General features: G+C 70.7%; 12 protein-coding genes. 5 read left to right on the top strand and 7 right to left on the bottom strand.

All coding sequences use genetic code 11. From position 1 onward, the window contains the following. Positions 1-13: 13 nt before the first annotated feature. The 3 genes from I2W78_RS03965 to I2W78_RS03955 are packed head-to-tail and all read right to left on the bottom strand — an operon-like array spanning position 14 to position 2,615. Entirely contained in the window at positions 14-1,216 is a 1,203-nt protein-coding gene (locus I2W78_RS03965; protein WP_196456989.1) for a thiolase family protein, read from the bottom strand. Then, positions 1,213-1,860, bottom strand: coding sequence for a CoA transferase subunit B (locus I2W78_RS03960; RefSeq protein ID WP_196456987.1), 648 nt, complete (start codon positions 1,858-1,860; stop codon positions 1,213-1,215). The genes I2W78_RS03965 and I2W78_RS03960 overlap by 4 nt, the downstream gene beginning before the upstream one ends. Next, positions 1,860-2,615 (bottom strand): CoA transferase subunit A, encoded by a 756-nt coding sequence (locus I2W78_RS03955; protein WP_196456985.1) that lies wholly within the window; start codon positions 2,613-2,615, stop codon positions 1,860-1,862. The genes I2W78_RS03960 and I2W78_RS03955 overlap by 1 nt, the downstream gene beginning before the upstream one ends. A gap of 191 nt (positions 2,616-2,806) precedes the next feature. Here I2W78_RS03955 and I2W78_RS03950 point away from each other — a divergent pair, with 191 nt between their 5' ends. Beyond that, positions 2,807-3,289, top strand: a complete 483-nt coding sequence (locus tag I2W78_RS03950) for a MarR family winged helix-turn-helix transcriptional regulator (RefSeq protein ID WP_196456983.1) — start codon at positions 2,807-2,809, stop codon at positions 3,287-3,289. 12 nt (positions 3,290-3,301) lie between these two features. Here the strand turns inward: I2W78_RS03950 and I2W78_RS03945 are convergent, their stop codons facing one another. Next, the gene (locus I2W78_RS03945; protein WP_196456981.1) at positions 3,302-4,234 is read right to left on the bottom strand and encodes a DUF3048 domain-containing protein; all 933 of its coding nucleotides are present in this window, start codon (positions 4,232-4,234) and stop codon (positions 3,302-3,304) included. A 158-nt stretch (positions 4,235-4,392) separates the two neighbouring features. Here I2W78_RS03945 and I2W78_RS03940 point away from each other — a divergent pair, with 158 nt between their 5' ends. Next, positions 4,393-5,583 (top strand): zinc-dependent alcohol dehydrogenase, encoded by a 1,191-nt coding sequence (locus I2W78_RS03940; RefSeq protein WP_196456979.1) that lies wholly within the window; start codon positions 4,393-4,395, stop codon positions 5,581-5,583. Between the two features lie 9 nt (positions 5,584-5,592). Here I2W78_RS03940 and I2W78_RS03935 read toward each other — a convergent pair whose 3' ends face one another. After that, positions 5,593-6,663: an ATP-dependent DNA ligase gene (locus I2W78_RS03935; protein ID WP_196456977.1), complete on the bottom strand. Its 1,071-nt coding sequence runs from the start codon at positions 6,661-6,663 to the stop codon at positions 5,593-5,595. Positions 6,664-6,761: 98 nt separating this feature from the next. Between I2W78_RS03935 and I2W78_RS03930 the strand changes: the two genes are divergently transcribed. Beyond that, positions 6,762-8,522: a SpoIIE family protein phosphatase gene (locus I2W78_RS03930; RefSeq protein ID WP_196456975.1), complete on the top strand. Its 1,761-nt coding sequence runs from the start codon at positions 6,762-6,764 to the stop codon at positions 8,520-8,522. Positions 8,523-8,567: 45 nt separating this feature from the next. Further along, positions 8,568-9,593 carry a non-homologous end-joining DNA ligase gene (gene ligD, locus I2W78_RS03925; RefSeq protein WP_196456973.1) on the top strand — a complete coding sequence of 342 codons (1,026 nt, stop codon included), beginning with the start codon at positions 8,568-8,570 and terminating at the stop codon, positions 9,591-9,593. Here the strand turns inward: ligD and I2W78_RS03920 are convergent. Further along, on the bottom strand, positions 9,580-11,724 hold the full coding sequence (locus I2W78_RS03920; RefSeq protein ID WP_196464396.1) for an OmpL47-type beta-barrel domain-containing protein: 2,145 nt from the start codon (positions 11,722-11,724) through the stop codon (positions 9,580-9,582). The two genes, ligD and I2W78_RS03920, sit on opposite strands and share 14 nt — an antisense overlap. Before the next feature lie 44 nt (positions 11,725-11,768). Further along, a complete protein-coding gene (locus tag I2W78_RS03915) occupies positions 11,769-14,258 on the bottom strand; it encodes a ThuA domain-containing protein (protein WP_196456971.1) in 2,490 nt (829 codons plus the stop codon). 196 nt (positions 14,259-14,454) lie between these two features. On the opposite strand from I2W78_RS03915, the gene I2W78_RS03910 reads away from it, so the two are divergent. After that, a complete protein-coding gene (locus tag I2W78_RS03910) occupies positions 14,455-15,426 on the top strand; it encodes a multicopper oxidase domain-containing protein (protein WP_196456969.1) in 972 nt (323 codons plus the stop codon). The last annotated feature ends 134 nt before the right edge of the window (positions 15,427-15,560 follow it).

Below are 15,560 nucleotides of genomic sequence, written 5' to 3'. Positions count from 1 at the left end.
TACCGTTCGAGTCCTACCGTTCGAGGACGAGGGCGAGGCCCTGGCCCACACCGATGCAGAGGGTGGCGACGCCGGTGCCGGCGCCCATGCGGGCGAGCTGGTGGGCGACCGTGCCGGCGAGGCGGGCGCCGGACGCGCCGAGGGGGTGGCCGAGGGCGATGGCGCCGCCCCGCGGGTTGAGGATCGCCGGGTCGAACTCGGGCCACTCGGCGACGCAGCCGAGCACCTGGGCGGCGAAGGCCTCGTTCAGCTCCAGGACCGACAGGTCGTCGAAGCCCTTGCCCGCCTTGGCGAGGGCCCGGTTCACGGCCTCGACGGGAGCGAGGCCGAAGTAGTGCGGGTCGAGGGCGTTCACGCCGGTCGCCGAAACGCGGGCGAGGGGCTCGCGGCCGGTGGCCTTCAGCCCTTCCTCGTCCACGAGCAGCAGGGCGGCGGCGCCGTCGTTGAGCGGTGAGGCGTTGCCCGCGGTGACCGTGCCGTCGTCCGTGCGGAACGACGGCTTGAGCCTGGCCATCGCCTCCAGGGAGGCGTCCGGGCGTACGCACTCGTCGGCGGCGAAGACCAACGGGTCGCCCTTGCGCTGCGGGACGGTCACGCGGGCGAGTTCGGCCTCGAAGAGGCCCTGGCGCTGGGCCTCGGCGGCCTTGTGGTGGCTGTGCAGGGCGAACTCGTCCTGCTGCTCGCGGGTGATCTTGTGCTTGTCGGCGATCAGCTCCGCGCTCTCACCGAGCGGGACGGTCCACTGCGGGTCCATCCTCGGGTTGACCATGCGCCAGCCCAGCGTGGTGGAGTACAGCTCGGTGTGGGCGGCCGGGAAGGGCTTGTCGTTCTTCGGCAGCACATAGGGCGCCCGGGTCATCGACTCCACCCCACCGGCCACGGCGACGGAGGCGTCCCCGCACGCGATGGCGCGGGCCGCCTGGATCACCGCCTCCAGGCCGGAGGCGCACAGCCGGTTCACCGTCACGCCGGGCACGGAGGTGGGCAGGCCGGCGAGCAGGGCGGCCATGCGGGCGACGTTGCGGTTCTCCTCGCCGGCGCCGTTGGCGTTGCCGAAGTAGACGTCCTCGATCCGGGACGGGTCCAACGCCGGGGTACGGGCGAGGAGTTCGCGGATGGCGTGGGCGGCCAGGTCGTCCGGGCGGACGGCGGCCAGGCCGCCGTTGTAACGGCCGATCGGCGTGCGGACGGCGTCGACGACGTAGACGTCCCTCATGACTGCGCCTCCTCGCCGACGCGCACCTTGGCGGCGGTCCTGGCGATGATCTCCTCGGCGGTGACACCCGGCGCGCACTCGGTCAGCACCAGCCCGCCGTCGGTGACGTCGAGGACGCCGAGGTCGGTGATGACCCGGTTCACACACGCCTTGCCCGTGAGCGGAAGCGTGCACTCGTCGAGGATCTTCGGGCTGCCGTCCTTGGCGGTGTGGGTCATCACGACGATGACGGTACGGGCGCCGTGCACCAGGTCCATCGCCCCGCCGATGCCGGTGACCAGCTTGCCCGGGATGGCCCAGTTCGCCAGATCGCCGCCGGCTGAGACCTGCATCGCGCCCAGCACGGCGACATCGATGTGCCCGCCGCGGATCATCCCGAAGGACAGCGCCGAGTCGAAGAAGGACGCGCCCGGCAGGACCGTGACGGTCTCCTTGCCCGCGTTGATCAGGTCCGGGTCGATCTGCTCCTCACTCGGGTAGGGGCCGGTGCCGAGGATGCCGTTCTCCGACTCCAGCACCACCTCGACGCCGGGCGGGAGGTGATTGGGGATCAGGGTCGGCAGGCCGATGCCCAGATTGACGTACTGCCCGTCCGTCAGCTCGCGCGCGGCCCGCGCGGCCATCTCCTCGCGTGTCCAGGCCATCAGTTGCTCACCGTCCGCCGCTCGATCCGCTTGTCGGTCGCCTGTTCCGGGGTCAGGGCCAGCACCCGCTGGACGAAGATGCCGGGCAGATGCACGGCGTCCGGATCGATGTCACCCGGCTCGACCAGCTCCTCCACCTCCGCGATCGTCACCCGGCCGGCCATCGCCGCAAGGGGGTTGAAGTTGCGGGCGGACTTGTTGAAGACCAGGTTGCCGTGCCGGTCGCCCCTGGCGGCGCGCACGAGCGCGAAGTCGGTGCGGACGCCGTGCTCCAGCACGTACTCCACGCCGTCGAACTCCCGTACCTCCTTGGGCGGTGAGGCGAGAGCGACCCCGCCCTGAGCGTCGTACCGCCACGGCAGTCCGCCCTCGGCGACCTGCGTGCCCACTCCGGCCGGCGTGTAGAAGGCGGGGATCCCGGCCCCGCCCGCCCGCAGCCGCTCGGCCAGCGTGCCCTGCGGGATCAGCTCCAGCTCCAGCTCCCCGGCCAGGTACTGGCGGGCGAACTCCTTGTTGGCGCCGATGTAGGAGCCGGTCACCCGGGCGATCCGCCCGGCCGCGAGGAGCACCGCCAGGCCGGACTCCATCGCCCCGCAGTTGTTCGACACCACCGACAGGCCGCCGACGCCCCGCTCGTGGAGCGCCTCGATCAGTACGTTCGGGACACCGCTCAGCCCGAAGCCGCCCACCGCGAGCGACGCGCCGTCGCCCACATCGGCCACCGCCTCCAGGGCCGTGGCGACCACCTTGTCCATCCGAGAAGCCCCATCTCTCCCGAGGGCATTTACTCAGGGCACTGAGTAATGCAGTGAAGTTTTCTTCACGCTGCCACTCTCTGCTTGTGCCCGTCAAGACCTCGGGCTGCCAACCTGGACACCCGCGACAGGGCCGAGCCGCCGGAGGTATCGTTCAGTGCACTGACACAACCAGGACCTCGGGAGCGGACATGGCGGCGGTGGATCTCACCAACCATCCCGGGCATCTCGCCCGGCGGCTCCAGCAGGCACACCACCTGCTGTGGAACGCGATGGTGTCCGAGGAGATCACCTCACCGCAGTTCGCCGTGCTCAACGCGCTCGTCGACGAGCCGGGACTGGACCAGCGCACGGTGGGGGAGCGGGTCGGGCTCGACCGGTCCACCGTCGCCGAGGTGATCAGCAGGCTCGGCCGCCGGGGACTGCTGCACAAGGTCCGCGACCCGCACGACGGCCGCCGCTTCCTGCTGCGCCTGACCGAGGACGGCGCGCGCACCCACCGCAGGCTGGCGCTGCGCACGGCCCGCATGAACCAGGTGTTCCTGGCGCCACTGTCCGCGGCGGAGCGGACGCAGTTCCTGGACCTGATCCGGCGGGTCGCCGACGCGACGGAGGGACTCCGCAACCCGGGTGACCCGGGCCACCCGACGGAACCCCTCGTGGCCCAGGCCTGACCCGAGCCTGACTCAGGCCCTGACGAGCACCACCCACACCTGGCCGGCGGCGAAGTTCACCGGCTCGCCGTCCGCCGTGGTGAAGCGGGTGCCGTCGCTCGGCTCCGGGCGCTTCCAGAGCGCGTCGTACGTCCTTCCGCCGCGCAGCACCTGCGCGGTCCCCGAGCCGACGGTCTCGCTGTACGGCGTGTTGCTGCCCCGGGAGTCGAAGTAGCCGGACTGGCGCATCCGCACGTACTGCACGACGACCGTCGCGGCCGCCACCGGCTGCCCTTCGGTCGTCACGGCGGCCGTGCCGTCCATCGCGACCCGGTAGCGCTCCCGGCTCTCGTCCCAGGTGAAGGTGAAACGGGCCGCCGGGTAGCGGACAGTGCGGGTGGTCTCCCTCTCTCCGCCGTCGGGGGCGGCGCCGTAGGTGAAGCCGGTGGTGAGGGCGGCCCGGCCGGGGGCCTTGGGTATCAGGTGGTGTGGGCTCAGGTAGAGGTTGTGCGGGGCGGGCCTGTCGCTGCCTCGGTGGTAGGCGTCGGGCGTGCGGCCCGGCGGCTCGGCGCGCAGCGGGGCCCGGTCGATCAACGGCAGCAGCTTGGTCTGCGCGCCGGAGAAGGCGAAGGTCGGGCGCTCGAACTGGCGCAACAGCTCCAGATCCGTCTCACGGACACTGCGCACGGGCCCGACGGCCTTCGGCAACTCGCTCGCGTACACCGCCAGCAGCCGGCTCAGGCCGCCCTCGACCTGCTCGACGTAGACGACGTCCGCCGCTCCGAGTCCGGTGTGGGGGCGCGCCGTGGGCGCGTTGTCGACCTTCACGGCGAGCACGGACGCCACGCGCTGCGCACTGCGCGTCGGCGGCGACTCGGGCGCCCGTCCGTCGTCGTCCGGCCCGCCCGTGCAGCCCGCCGCCACGACGGCCGACACCACCGCCGCCGCCACGGCGACCCGCCGCATGCGCGTTCTTCGTCCCGTGTCCTCGCCCACCGCCGCCACCCGACCCGTCCTGTGCGATCGATACCGTCCACGGCCCCCACGGTTGGGCCCTACCCCCTCGGGTACCCGGCACCCACCGCAGTACCGGCAGCGTGGTCACGACGGAGGGAGTGCGGGTGATGAGGGCTGTGACGTGGCAGGGGAAGCGGGACGTGCGGGTGGAGAACGTGCCCGATCCGCGGATCGAGGAGCCGACCGACGCCGTCATCCGCATCACCTCGACCGGGCTGTGCGGTTCCGACCTGCATCTGTACGAGGTGCTCACCCCGTTCATGACGCCGGGCGACATCCTCGGTCACGAACCCATGGGCATCGTCGAGGAGGTCGGCCCCGGCGTACCGGACCTGGCGGTGGGCGACCGGGTCGTCGTGCCCTTCCAGATCGCCTGCGGCAACTGCTGGATGTGCCTCAACTCGCTGCCCACCCAGTGCGAGACCACCCAGGTGCACGGCGAGGGCATGGGCGCCGCCCTCTTCGGCTACACCCGCCTGTACGGCGCGGTACCGGGCGCCCAGGCCGAGTACCTGCGCGTCCCGCAGGCCCAGTACGGCCCGATCAAGGTGCCCGAGGGCCCGCCCGACGACCGGTTCCTGTACCTCTCCGACGTGCTGCCCACCGCCTGGCAGGCGGTCGCGTACGCCGACGTCCCCCAGGGCGGCTCCATCGCCGTCCTCGGGCTCGGCCCGATCGGTGACATGGCCTGCCGGGTCGCCCAGGTCCGCGGCGCGGGACGGGTGTTCGGCGTCGACCTGGTCCCCGACCGGCTGCGCCGGGCACAGGAGCGTGGCGTGCAGACGTTCGACCTGCGGGCCTTCGACCACGAGAAGGAGCTCGTCGCCGCGATCCGCGACGAGACCGACGGCCGGGGCCCGGACGCCGTGATCGACGCGGTCGGCACCGAGGCGCACGGCAGCCTCGCCGCCCGCCTCGCCCAGCAGGCCTCCAGCATGCTGCCCCGCAAGATCGGCGGCCCCCTCGCCGAACGTTTCAGCATCGACCGGCTCGCCGCCCTGCACACCGCCATCGAGCTGGTACGCCGCGGCGGCACCCTGTCCCTCGTCGGCGTCTACGGCGGCACCGCCGACCCGCTGCCGATGCTCACCATGTTCGACAAGCAGCTCCAGATCCGCATGGGCCAGGCCAACGTGCGCCGCTGGACCGACGAGATCCTGCCGTACCTCACCGACGAGGACCCGCTCGGCGTCGACGACTTCGCCACCCACCGGCTGCGGCTGGACGAAGCACCCCAGGCGTACGAGATGTTCCAGCACAAGCGGGACGGCGCCGCGAAGATCCTGATGCGGCCCTGAGCCCGAGGCTCACGCCTGGGGTGCGAAGATCTCCGCGAGGTCGTAGCGCACCGGCTCCTCCAACTGCGCGTACGTGCAGCTGTCCGGCGTCCGGTCCGGCCGCCAGCGGCGGAAGCGGGCAGTGTGCCGGAACCGCTGGCCGTTCTCCATGTGGTCGTACGCCACTTCGCACACCCGCTCGGGCCGCAGCGGCACCCACGACAGGTCCTTCTTGCCGGACCAGCGGCTGGGCGCCCCGGGCAGCCGGGCCGTCTCGTGCGCCGCCTCCTCAGCCCACGCCGCCCACGGATGACCCGTCACGTCGTCCATGCGCAGCGGCTCCAGCTCCTCCACCAGTTCGGCGCGCCGCGCCATGGAGAAGGCGGCGGACACCCCGACGTGCTGAAGGGCGCCCTTGTCGTCGTACAGACCGAGCAGCAGCGAGCCGACAACGGGTCCGCTCTTGTGCAGCCGGTAGCCGGCCACGACGACGTCCGCCGTGCGCTCGTGCTTGACCTTGAACATCGCCCGCTCGTCCTGGAGATAGCGCAGCGTGACCGGCTTGGCGACCACACCGTCCAGGCCCGCCCCCTCGTACTGCTCGAACCACTGCCGCGCCACCTCGATGTCGGTCGTCGCCGGCGCCACATGCACCGGGGCCGTCACCCCGGACAACGCCATGACCAGCAGCGCACGGCGGTCGGCGAGCGGCACGTCCACCAGCGACCGGTCGGCCAGCGCCAGCAGGTCGAAGGCGACGAACGAGGACGGTGTCTTCTCGGCCAGCATCCGCACCCGCGAGTCGGCCGGGTGGATCCGCTCGGTGAGCGCGTCGAAGTCCAGCCGCCCCTCCCGCGCGATCACGATCTCCCCGTCCAGCACACAGCGCTCCGGCAACCGCTCCTTCAGCGCCGCCACCAGCTCCGGAAAGTACCTGGTCAGCGGCTTGGTGGTGCGACTGCCGAGCTCCACCTCGTCGCCGTCGCGGAACACGATCGCCCGGAAGCCGTCCCACTTCGCCTCGTAGTGCATGCCCGGCGGGATCTTCGCCACGGACTTGGCGAGCATCGGCTTGACGGGCGGCATCACCGGCAGGTCCATGCTTCGACTGTAGGCGGACTCCGGATGCGGTGCCGGGTCGGCGCGGACAGACTGGTACACGGCCCGGTCCGGTCAGGGGGCGGATGAGGAGGATCCGCGTGGGCTTCGACCAGCGTCCGCCGAGACTGCTCTTCTCCGGCGCCGAGGAAACGCTGTTGTCCGCCCTCACCCACGCGCCCCGCGAAGCGGTGGAACAGGGCCGCGAGTACCGGCTCCTGCGGAAGGTCCTGGACGGCACGCCGGCCGCCGTGGCCATCCTCGACGAACGGCTGCGCTACCGCTACGTCAACGAGGCCATGGCCCGGATGAGCGGCGTGCCCTGCGCGGAGTTCCACGGCCGGACCATGGGCGAGGTGCTGCCCGGCGTGCACCGCTCGGAGGACATCCTGCGCATGGTCCTGAACGACGGTCAGCCCCGGGCGCTGTCCGTCACGGGCACCACGAAGGCCTCCTCGCCGTTCCGCAAACGCCAGTGGAACGCGGTCTACCACCGTCTGGACGACGACGGACAGGTGGTCGGCCTGTGCGGCATCGCCGTGGAGACCAGCGGGCTGCGGCAGTACCTGGACGACCTGGAACGGGCCCACCAGCGCCTGGCCCTGCTGGACACGGCGGCCATGCGGGTCGGCACGACGCTGTCCGTGGAGACGACCTGTGCCGAACTGGCGAAGTTCGTCGTGCCGAGCCTGGCCGACCGGGCGTCGGTGTGGACGCTCGTCACCGGCGAGTCCGACGAAGCGCCCCCACCCGAGCCCGGCGTGCTCCGCCTGCGCGTCACGGCCTCGGCGGGCGGCCCGGACATCGCCGGCCGCGTCGGGCTGGTGGCGGGCGCCGGGTACTACTTCGACGCCGTCCGAGACTCGCCGACCCGCAAGTGCCTGGACACCGGCCGCCCCTGGCTGGGCAACCTGGCCACGGACGACGTGATGCTGAAGATGGTGCGCACCCCCCACAATCTGGCGGTGTTCCGCGAGGCGGGGATCCACTCCATGCTCGTGGTCCCCCTGCCGACCCGGGAGCAGCCCGTCGGAGTGATCTACCTGTGCCGCGCCGGCGACTCCGGCCCCTTCACCGACGAGGACGTCGTCGTGGCCCAGGACCTGGCCACCCGAGCCGCCGTCGCCATCGACAACGCCCGCCAGTACACCCTCGAACACACCATGGCGCTGGAACTGCAACGCGCCCTGATGTCCGAGCCCGGCACTCCGCATCCGGACCTCGACACCGCCTCCCGCTATCTACCCGCCGGGCGCCGCGCGCTGGTCGGCGGGGACTGGTTCGACTCGATGGCGCTGCCCTCCGGCCGCACCCTGCAGGTGATGGGCGACGTGATGGGCCACGGATTCAGCGCGGCCGTCGCCATGAGCCAGTACCGCTCGATGCTGCGCGGCATCGCCGTCTCCGGCTCCCCCGTCGAACGGATCCTTCAGGAAGCCGATCACCGCCTGGCGAGCATCGGCCTCGACCGGGTGGCGACGTGCCAGCTCGCCCTCGTCGACCCCCGCCGGGGCACCTGCACACTCGCCGCCGCGGGTCACCCGCCGCCGGTCCTGCTCCACCCCGACGCGCGCGCCGACCTGCTGCCGGTCCCCAACGGCCCGCCTCTGGGCACCGACATCGGGGGATACGAGGCCCTGACCGTCGACCTGCCGCCCGAGGCCGTACTGCTGATGTACACCGACGGGCTGATCGAGCGGCGCTGGACCGACATCGATGTCTCCCTGCGCCGCCTGACCAACCTGCGCCTGGCCACCGACGGCCCGCTGGACACCCTCCTCGACGCGGTCCTCGCCCGCCTGGTGCACGGTCACGCCGAGGACGACGTCACCCTGCTCGCCACCCGCCTGCGCAGACGCTGAACGTCCGGTGTGCGAGTCGGGTGCGGTGCGCCTACCGTGGCTCGCATGGGTGACGCGGTGGAACTGGAAGCGGGCGGCCGGACCGTACGGCTGTCCAGTCCCGGCAAGGTGTTCTTCCCGGAGCGCGGCTTCACCAAGCTGGACCTCGCCCGGTACTACATCGCCGTCGGCCCCGGCATCCTGCGCGCCCTGCGCGACCGGCCCACCACCCTGGAGCGCTACCCGGACGGCGTCACCGGCGAGTCCTTCTTCCAGAAACGTGCGCCCAAGAACATGCCCGACTGGATCCCCACCGCCCACATCACCTTCCCCAGCGGCCGCAGCGCCGACGAGATGTGCCCGACCGAGGAGGCCGCCGTGCTGTGGGCCGCCCAGTACGGCACGCTCACCTTCCACCCGTGGCCGGTGCGCCGCGACGACGTCGACAGCCCCGACGAACTGCGCATCGACCTCGACCCGCAGCCCGGCACCGACTACGACGACGCCGTCCGCGCCGCCCACGAACTGCGCACCGTCCTCGACGAGTTCGGCGGCCTGCGCGGCTTCCCCAAGACCTCCGGCGGCCGTGGCCTGCACGTGTTCGTGCCCATCGAGCCCCGCTGGACCTTCACCCAGGTCCGCCGCGCCGCCATCGCCGTCGGCCGGGAGATGGAGCGCCGGATGCCGGAGCGCGTCACGATCAAGTGGTGGAAGGAGGAGCGGGGCGAGAAGATCTTCATCGACTACAACCAGACCGCGCGGGACCGCACGATCGCCTCCGCCTACTCCGTACGCCCCCGCCCGCACGCCCCCGTCTCGGCGCCCCTGCGCTGGGAGGAGGTCGGGGTGGCCCACCCTCGGGACTTCGACCTCGCGACCATGCCCGCGCGCTTCGCCGAACTCGGCGACGTGCACGCGGACATGGACGACCGTCGTTACTCACTGGACGCGCTCCTGGAGCTGGCCAACAAGGACGAGCGCGACCACGGGCTCGGCGATCTGCCGTACCCGCCCGAGTACCCCAAGATGCCGGGGGAGCCCAAGCGGGTACAGCCGAGCCGAGCCCGCAAGGAGGGACCTACAACTCCTTGATCCGGATGTCCCGGTACGAGACCACATCCGTCGTGCCGTGCACCTGGAGCCCGATGTAGCCGGAGGCGAACCGCCGCCCGTCCGTGCCCGGGTCGTCCGAGCGGGCCGGGTAGAAGTCCTGGCCGCCGATGTTGTCGAACTCGTTGATCAGCACGCCGTTGCGGTAGACCGAGTAGTGCTGGCCGACCACCCGGATCTCGTAGTCGTTCCACGTGCCCTTCTGGGTCACGCCCGCACCCGCGAGCCCCACCCGGTCGAAGCCGTAGACCGAGCCCGTCTTGTACATGTCGCCGTCCGGCCGGTCGAGCACCTGCACCTCGTGCCCGTACTTGATGGCGACCCACTCCGGCCGCGACTCCTCCGGGTGGTCATGGACGTACGGGAACCGCACGAACACCCCGGAGTTGGCGTTGCCGGTGCCGGGAGCGTCGTCCCGCCACTGGAGCTTCAGCGAGAAGTCGCCGTACTTGCGCTGCGGGAACCACAGCATGCCGAGCCCGGCCTTGGTGGTGCCGCTGGTCATCGTGCCGTCGGCGTTCACCGCGAACGAACCGCCGCCCACGTGCTGCCACTTGGCGAAGGAGTCCGCGCTGCCGTCGAACAGCGAGCGATAGCCCTCGGTCTGACCGGGTTTGCCGATCCCCGACTGACGGCCCGCCTTCGTGATGGCGTTGTACTCACGCTGGTCGATCACGCCCTCGGTACGGAGCCGGTCCAGGACCGTCTTCACGTGCTTGAGGAACAGCGCGTGGGACGTCCACTCCTTCTCGTCCTCGATCAGCTCGTTGATCCGGCACCGGTTGTTGGTCAGCCGGTTCGGCACACCCGAGTCGACCGTGCCGACGATCACCGTCAACCGCTCGTCGTACTCCGGACAGGGCGGCGCGGGCACTCCGCCCGCGACCACCGTGAAGCTCACGGTCCGCGCCGCGGAGGTGTTGCCCGCCTTGTCGGTCGCCCGGTACGCCACGCTGTGCGCGCCCGCCCGGTCGACGATCACGGGACCGGTGTACGCGAGATAGGGCCCGCCGTCGAGCGAGTACTCGACGCTCGCGACCTCACCCTCGTCGGTCGCGCTGACGGTCACCTTGGCGCTCGCCACATACGCCCCGTCGGAGTTCCGCGTCCCTTCGACGGTCACGCCCGTCACCGGCGGGGTGGTGTCCTGCGGCGGCGCGGCGACCACCGTGAACTCGACGCTCTTCTCCGCCGCCACGTTCCCCGCCTTGTCGGCGGCGCGGTAGCGGACGGTGTGCGTACCCACCTGATGCACCATCACCGGCTGGGTGTACGGCTGCCAGGCCCCGGAGGCGCCGATCGCGTACTCGATGGTGTTGACCCCGGACCCGGTGTCGGACGCGGTGACGGTGACCGTCGCCATGTCGACATACGTACCGTCGGGGTTCTTCTCCCCGCTCACCGTCGCCGACGTCTCCGGCGCTGTCGTGTCGTCCGTCGGCGGGGCCACCACCGTGAACTCGGCGCTCCTCTCGGCGGAGACGTTCCCCGCCTTGTCGAACGCCCGGTAGCGGACCTTGTGACTGCCGACCTGGTCGACGACGACCGGGTTGGTGTACGGCTGCCAGGCGCCGGCGTCGCCGATGGCGTACTCGATCCGGTCGACGCCGGAGCCGCCGGTGTTGTCGGTGGCGTGCAGCGCCACGCTGGCTGAGCCGACGTACTGGCCCTGCTGGTTCTGCGTGCCGCTGACGTGCGCCGACGCCTCCGGCGCGGTGGTGTCCTCGCCGCTGCCCTCGGTCACCGTCAGGATGCCCTGCATCTGGCCGTGGCCGGGGATCGTGCAGTGGTAGAAGTACCGGCCCGGGGTGAGGGTGACCTCGGCCGTGTGCTTGCCGCCCTGGTCGTCGTTGGGGTTGGCCAGGATGTTGAGCTGGACGTCGGAGTTGAACTCCGGGTCGCTGGTGACGAACGTCAGCGTGTGCGGCATACCGGTGGTGTTGCCGGTGGCCACGCTGTTCTCGAAGACGATCGTCGCCTGACCGGCCACGGCCGTCTTCGGCGCGGAGAGGTACTTGTCGATGTCGTTGCCGGCGGTCCAGGTGAGGACCTGGGCGGCCTCGGCCCGCTCCGGCTCGCCCACGGCCGTGGTGGCCTGCAGCCCGAGCATCATCAGTACGGCGGCCAGCAGGGCCGTGAGGATTCTTCGTTGGCGTGTCACTGTGCCCCTCTCGCCAGCTGGTCGGCGGCCGGCGTGGGCCCGCCGCCCTGGTACGTCACGCGCCACAGCGCCGACTTGGCGTCCGAGGTGAAGAAGCCGCGCCCGTAGTCGAGGACGTACAGCGCGCCGTCCGGACCGAACTTCCAGTCCATGAGGTTCTTGATGCCGTCGTTGCCGATCGGCACGATCTTCTTCAGCGACTCCGAGTGCACCGGCAGCCCGCCGTCACCCAGCGTCTTCGGATCCATCAGCACGGCGTTGCGCGGCTGGTCGGCGTCGTAGAAGTCGCCGACGAACCACTTGCCGTCCCAGTACGCCGGCCACTTGATGTCGCTGGTGGCCGACACGTCGTCGTACCGGTAGACCGGCCCGTTCATCGCGGCCTGCCCGCCGCCCTTCAGCCACGGCAGCCGGTAGGTGGCCTCCTCCTGCTTGTAGGAGGGGATGCCGTTCGCGTCGCGCGGGAAGTCGGGGGCGCCGCCCTGGGGCGAGTACCAGATGTTGTTGCCCGTGACCGGCGGCAGGTTGACCAGGCCGTCGTTGTTCGGGGACTCGTTCTTCGGGTGATCGCAGTCGTACCAGCCGAGCGGCTTCGACGGATCCGGCAGGTTGCGGTCCCGGTAGGGCTGCTTGTTGCCCATGCAGTACGGCCAGCCCCGGTTGCTCGCCTTGGTGATGGCGGCGAACGTGTCGTACTTGGCCGGGCCCCAGGTGGTGGACGGTTCCCCGGCGTCCGGGCCGACCCAGCCCGCGTACAGGATGTCCGTGTCCTTGTCGACGAAGATGCGGGCCGGGTTCCTGACCCCCATCACATAGATCTCGCCGCGCGTCTTGCCGCCGCCCTCGTCGGTCTCCTTGCCGGTGAACAGGTTGCCGTCCGGCAGGGTGTAGGTCCCGTCGGGCTCCGGGTGGATGCGCAGGATCTTGCCGTTGAGGTTGTTGGTGTTGCCCGCGGTGCGGCGCGCGTCGGCGAAGGAGACGCCCTTGTAGTTCGGCTCCGGGTTGTTGCCCGAGTAACCGTCGCTGAAGCGGCTGGAGTTGTTGTCGCCGGTCGCGATGTACAGGTTGCCCTTGGAGTCCCAGGCCATCCCGCCGCCCGCGTGGCAGCAACTGTGGACCTGCACCGGCCACTTGAGCAGTACCTTCTCACTGCTCAGGTCCAGTTTGTTCGTGGCCGGGTCGAGCGTGAAGCGGGAGACGTACCGCTCGGCCATGCGCGTGTCGCGGTTGAGCCGCGAGTGCGGGGTGTAGTGCAGATACACCCAGCCGTTCTCCTCGAAGCGCGGGTCGAGCTCGATGCCGAGGAGCCCCTCCTCGACCTTGACCAGCTCGTCGCCGCCGCCCTTGTTGCCGAAGACGGTGAGGGCCCCGGCCAGGGTGACCTGCTTGGTCTTCGGGTCGTAGACGTGGATCTCGCCCTTGCCCTTGCCGATGTCCGGGTTGTTCCAGTCGGTGATCACCGGCTGGGAGGAGTCGGCGCCGCCGCGGCCGATGTAGAGGACGCGGCCGTCGGGGGCGGTGACCAGGCCGTGCGGCTCGCCGATCTGGTCGTTCTGTCCCGGCTGGTTGGCCTTGGTCAGCCGCTCGGCCTTGTAGTTGCCGTTGATCGTCGCCTTGCAGTCGGCCTGCACGAGCCGGGTGGTCCACAGCAGGGCGCCGCGCAGATGCGTACGGAAGTCGGTCTCGTCGTACGACGACACCGTGCCGCCCATGCCGGTGTAGAAGGAGCGGCCGCCGTCGTAGTCGCGGCACCAGCTGATCGGGTGGTCCCAGCCGTTGGCGCTCGCGCCGGGCTGGTACGTCGACTCGCGCACCCGGGCCACCGTGTGCACCTCGCCGGACGGGTTCTTCACCCAGTTGGGCCACTGGTCGGGGCGCTTCCACTGGACCGGCAGGTCCTTGGTGGCCGGATGCCGGCGGTCGCCGACCTCGACGGTCGCCCGCTGCACGGCCGTTGGGCTGTTCGACGCCGGGCGGGCGCCGACGAGGCCGGTGAACCAGTCGGAGTACGGCTCAGCGCGGGCCGCGTCATGGATGCCGACGAAACCGCCGCCCGCCTCCATGTAGGCCTCCAGGCCCGCCTCCTGCTCCGGCTCCAGGACGTCGCCGCCGCCGGTGAGGAACACGATCGCGTTGTAACGGCCCAGCCTGGTCTCGTTGGTGAAGACCGAGGCGTCGTTGGTGGCCTCGACCTTGAAGCGCTCCTTCGCGGGGCCGGACAGGCCGATCTGCTCGATCGCCTCGATACCGGCGTTCACCACCGGAGACTCGTCTCCGGCCGCCGCGGTTCCGTAGAAGATCATTACGCGGACGTTGGCGCCGCCGGGCGGCGACTTGACGGACATCGTTGTCAGGGAGGGATCCGGAGCCGGGAGCGCGCCCGCGGCAGGTCCGGAGAGCAGGCCCGCGGTGACTAATCCGGCCGTCAGGACGGCCGTCCAGGCCCGCTTTCCGGCCCTTTTCCGGCTCAACTCCCTTGAGGTCATGGGTCTGTGGTGCGATGTGGACCGCATGTGGTCATCCACCCCTCGTCGGTCACAGCAACAGCGCCTAGAAGCTAGACCTCTTTGCGTCGTTCGCCAATAGGTATGACCGCGATGGAACGAACTTTGTCCTGGGTGTGGATAAACGCCGGGGGTCCCGCTACCGTCTCGAATCCCGTACCGGAGTGGGGAGTTCGGCATGGACAGACGTGGGTTCAACCGGCGGGTCCTCCTGGGCGGCGCCGCCGTCGCGACATCGTTGTCCCTGGCATCCGAGGCGACCGGCGCCGGTGAGGCGGCCCGGACGGCTCCGGCCGGGGGTGCGGTCAGGCGCATCAAGCTCTACGCCGAGAAGCTCGCCGACGGGCAGATGGGCTACGGCTTCGAGAAGGGCAAGGCGTCGATTCCCGGTCCGCTGATCGAGCTCAACGAAGGCGACACCGTGCACATCGAGTTCGAGAACACGATGGATGTGCCGGTCAGCCTGCACGTGCACGGCCTGGACTACGAAATCACCAGCGACGGCACCAAGTTGAACAAGAGCCATGTGGAGCCGGGCGCCACCCGCACCTACACCTGGCGCACCCACGCCCCCGGCCGCCGCAAGGACGGCACCTGGCGGGCGGGCAGCGCCGGCTACTGGCACTACCACGACCACGTGGTGGGCACGGAGCACGGCACCGGCGGACTGAGGAAGGGCCTGTACGGCCCGGTGATCGTCCGCAGGAAGGGCGACATCCTCCCGGACCGCACCCATACGATCGTCTTCAACGACATGCTGATCAACAACAGGCCGCCGCACACCGGCCCCGACTTCGAGGCCACGGTGGGCGACCGGGTCGAGTTCGTCGTGATCACCCACGGCGAGTACTACCACACCTTCCACATGCACGGTCACCGCTGGGCCGACAACCGCACCGGCATGCTGACCGGCCCCGACGACCCCAGCCAGGTCATCGACAACAAGATCACCGGCCCGGCCGACTCCTTCGGTTTCCAGGTGATCGCGGGGGAGGGTGTGGGCGCCGGGGCGTGGATGTACCACTGCCATGTGCAGAGCCACTCGGACATGGGGATGGTGGGGCTGTTCCTGGTGAAGAAGCCGGACGGGACGATTCCGGGTTATGAGCCGCATCATCCGCACGCGCAGCAAGGGTCGCACCAGCACTGAAGTTTCGGTCGACGGAGTGGAGCACGCTCCACTCCGTCGACGTTCGCACGGCTGCCGCTGCCGCTGCCGCTGCCGCTGCCGCTGCCGCTGCCGCTGCCGCTGCCGCTGCCGCTGCCGTCGAGAGCGCTCTCTGC

Source organism: Streptomyces spinoverrucosus (assembly GCF_015712165.1).
Classification (GTDB): domain Bacteria; phylum Actinomycetota; class Actinomycetes; order Streptomycetales; family Streptomycetaceae; genus Streptomyces; species Streptomyces spinoverrucosus_A.
The sequence above is the reverse complement of the archived record's forward strand: the minus strand, read 5'-3'. Positions and strand labels throughout refer to the sequence as shown.

Coding starts and splice junctions, on each gene's coding strand:
- I2W78_RS03960 (WP_196456987.1), bottom strand. CDS start 1,860: ATGGCCTGGACACGCGAGGAGATGGCCGCGCGGGCCGCGCGCGAGCTG.
- I2W78_RS03915 (WP_196456971.1), bottom strand. CDS start 14,258: ATGACCTCAAGGGAGTTGAGCCGGAAAAGGGCCGGAAAGCGGGCCTGG.
- I2W78_RS03920 (WP_196464396.1), bottom strand. CDS start 11,724: ATGATGCTCGGGCTGCAGGCCACCACGGCCGTGGGCGAGCCGGAGCGG.
- I2W78_RS03945 (WP_196456981.1), bottom strand. CDS start 4,234: ATGCGGCGGGTCGCCGTGGCGGCGGCGGTGGTGTCGGCCGTCGTGGCG.
- I2W78_RS03910 (WP_196456969.1), top strand. CDS start 14,455: ATGGACAGACGTGGGTTCAACCGGCGGGTCCTCCTGGGCGGCGCCGCC.
- ligD (WP_196456973.1), top strand. CDS start 8,568: ATGGGTGACGCGGTGGAACTGGAAGCGGGCGGCCGGACCGTACGGCTG.
- I2W78_RS03950 (WP_196456983.1), top strand. CDS start 2,807: ATGGCGGCGGTGGATCTCACCAACCATCCCGGGCATCTCGCCCGGCGG.
- I2W78_RS03965 (WP_196456989.1), bottom strand. CDS start 1,216: ATGAGGGACGTCTACGTCGTCGACGCCGTCCGCACGCCGATCGGCCGT.
- I2W78_RS03940 (WP_196456979.1), top strand. CDS start 4,393: ATGAGGGCTGTGACGTGGCAGGGGAAGCGGGACGTGCGGGTGGAGAAC.
- I2W78_RS03935 (WP_196456977.1), bottom strand. CDS start 6,663: ATGGACCTGCCGGTGATGCCGCCCGTCAAGCCGATGCTCGCCAAGTCC.
- I2W78_RS03955 (WP_196456985.1), bottom strand. CDS start 2,615: ATGGACAAGGTGGTCGCCACGGCCCTGGAGGCGGTGGCCGATGTGGGC.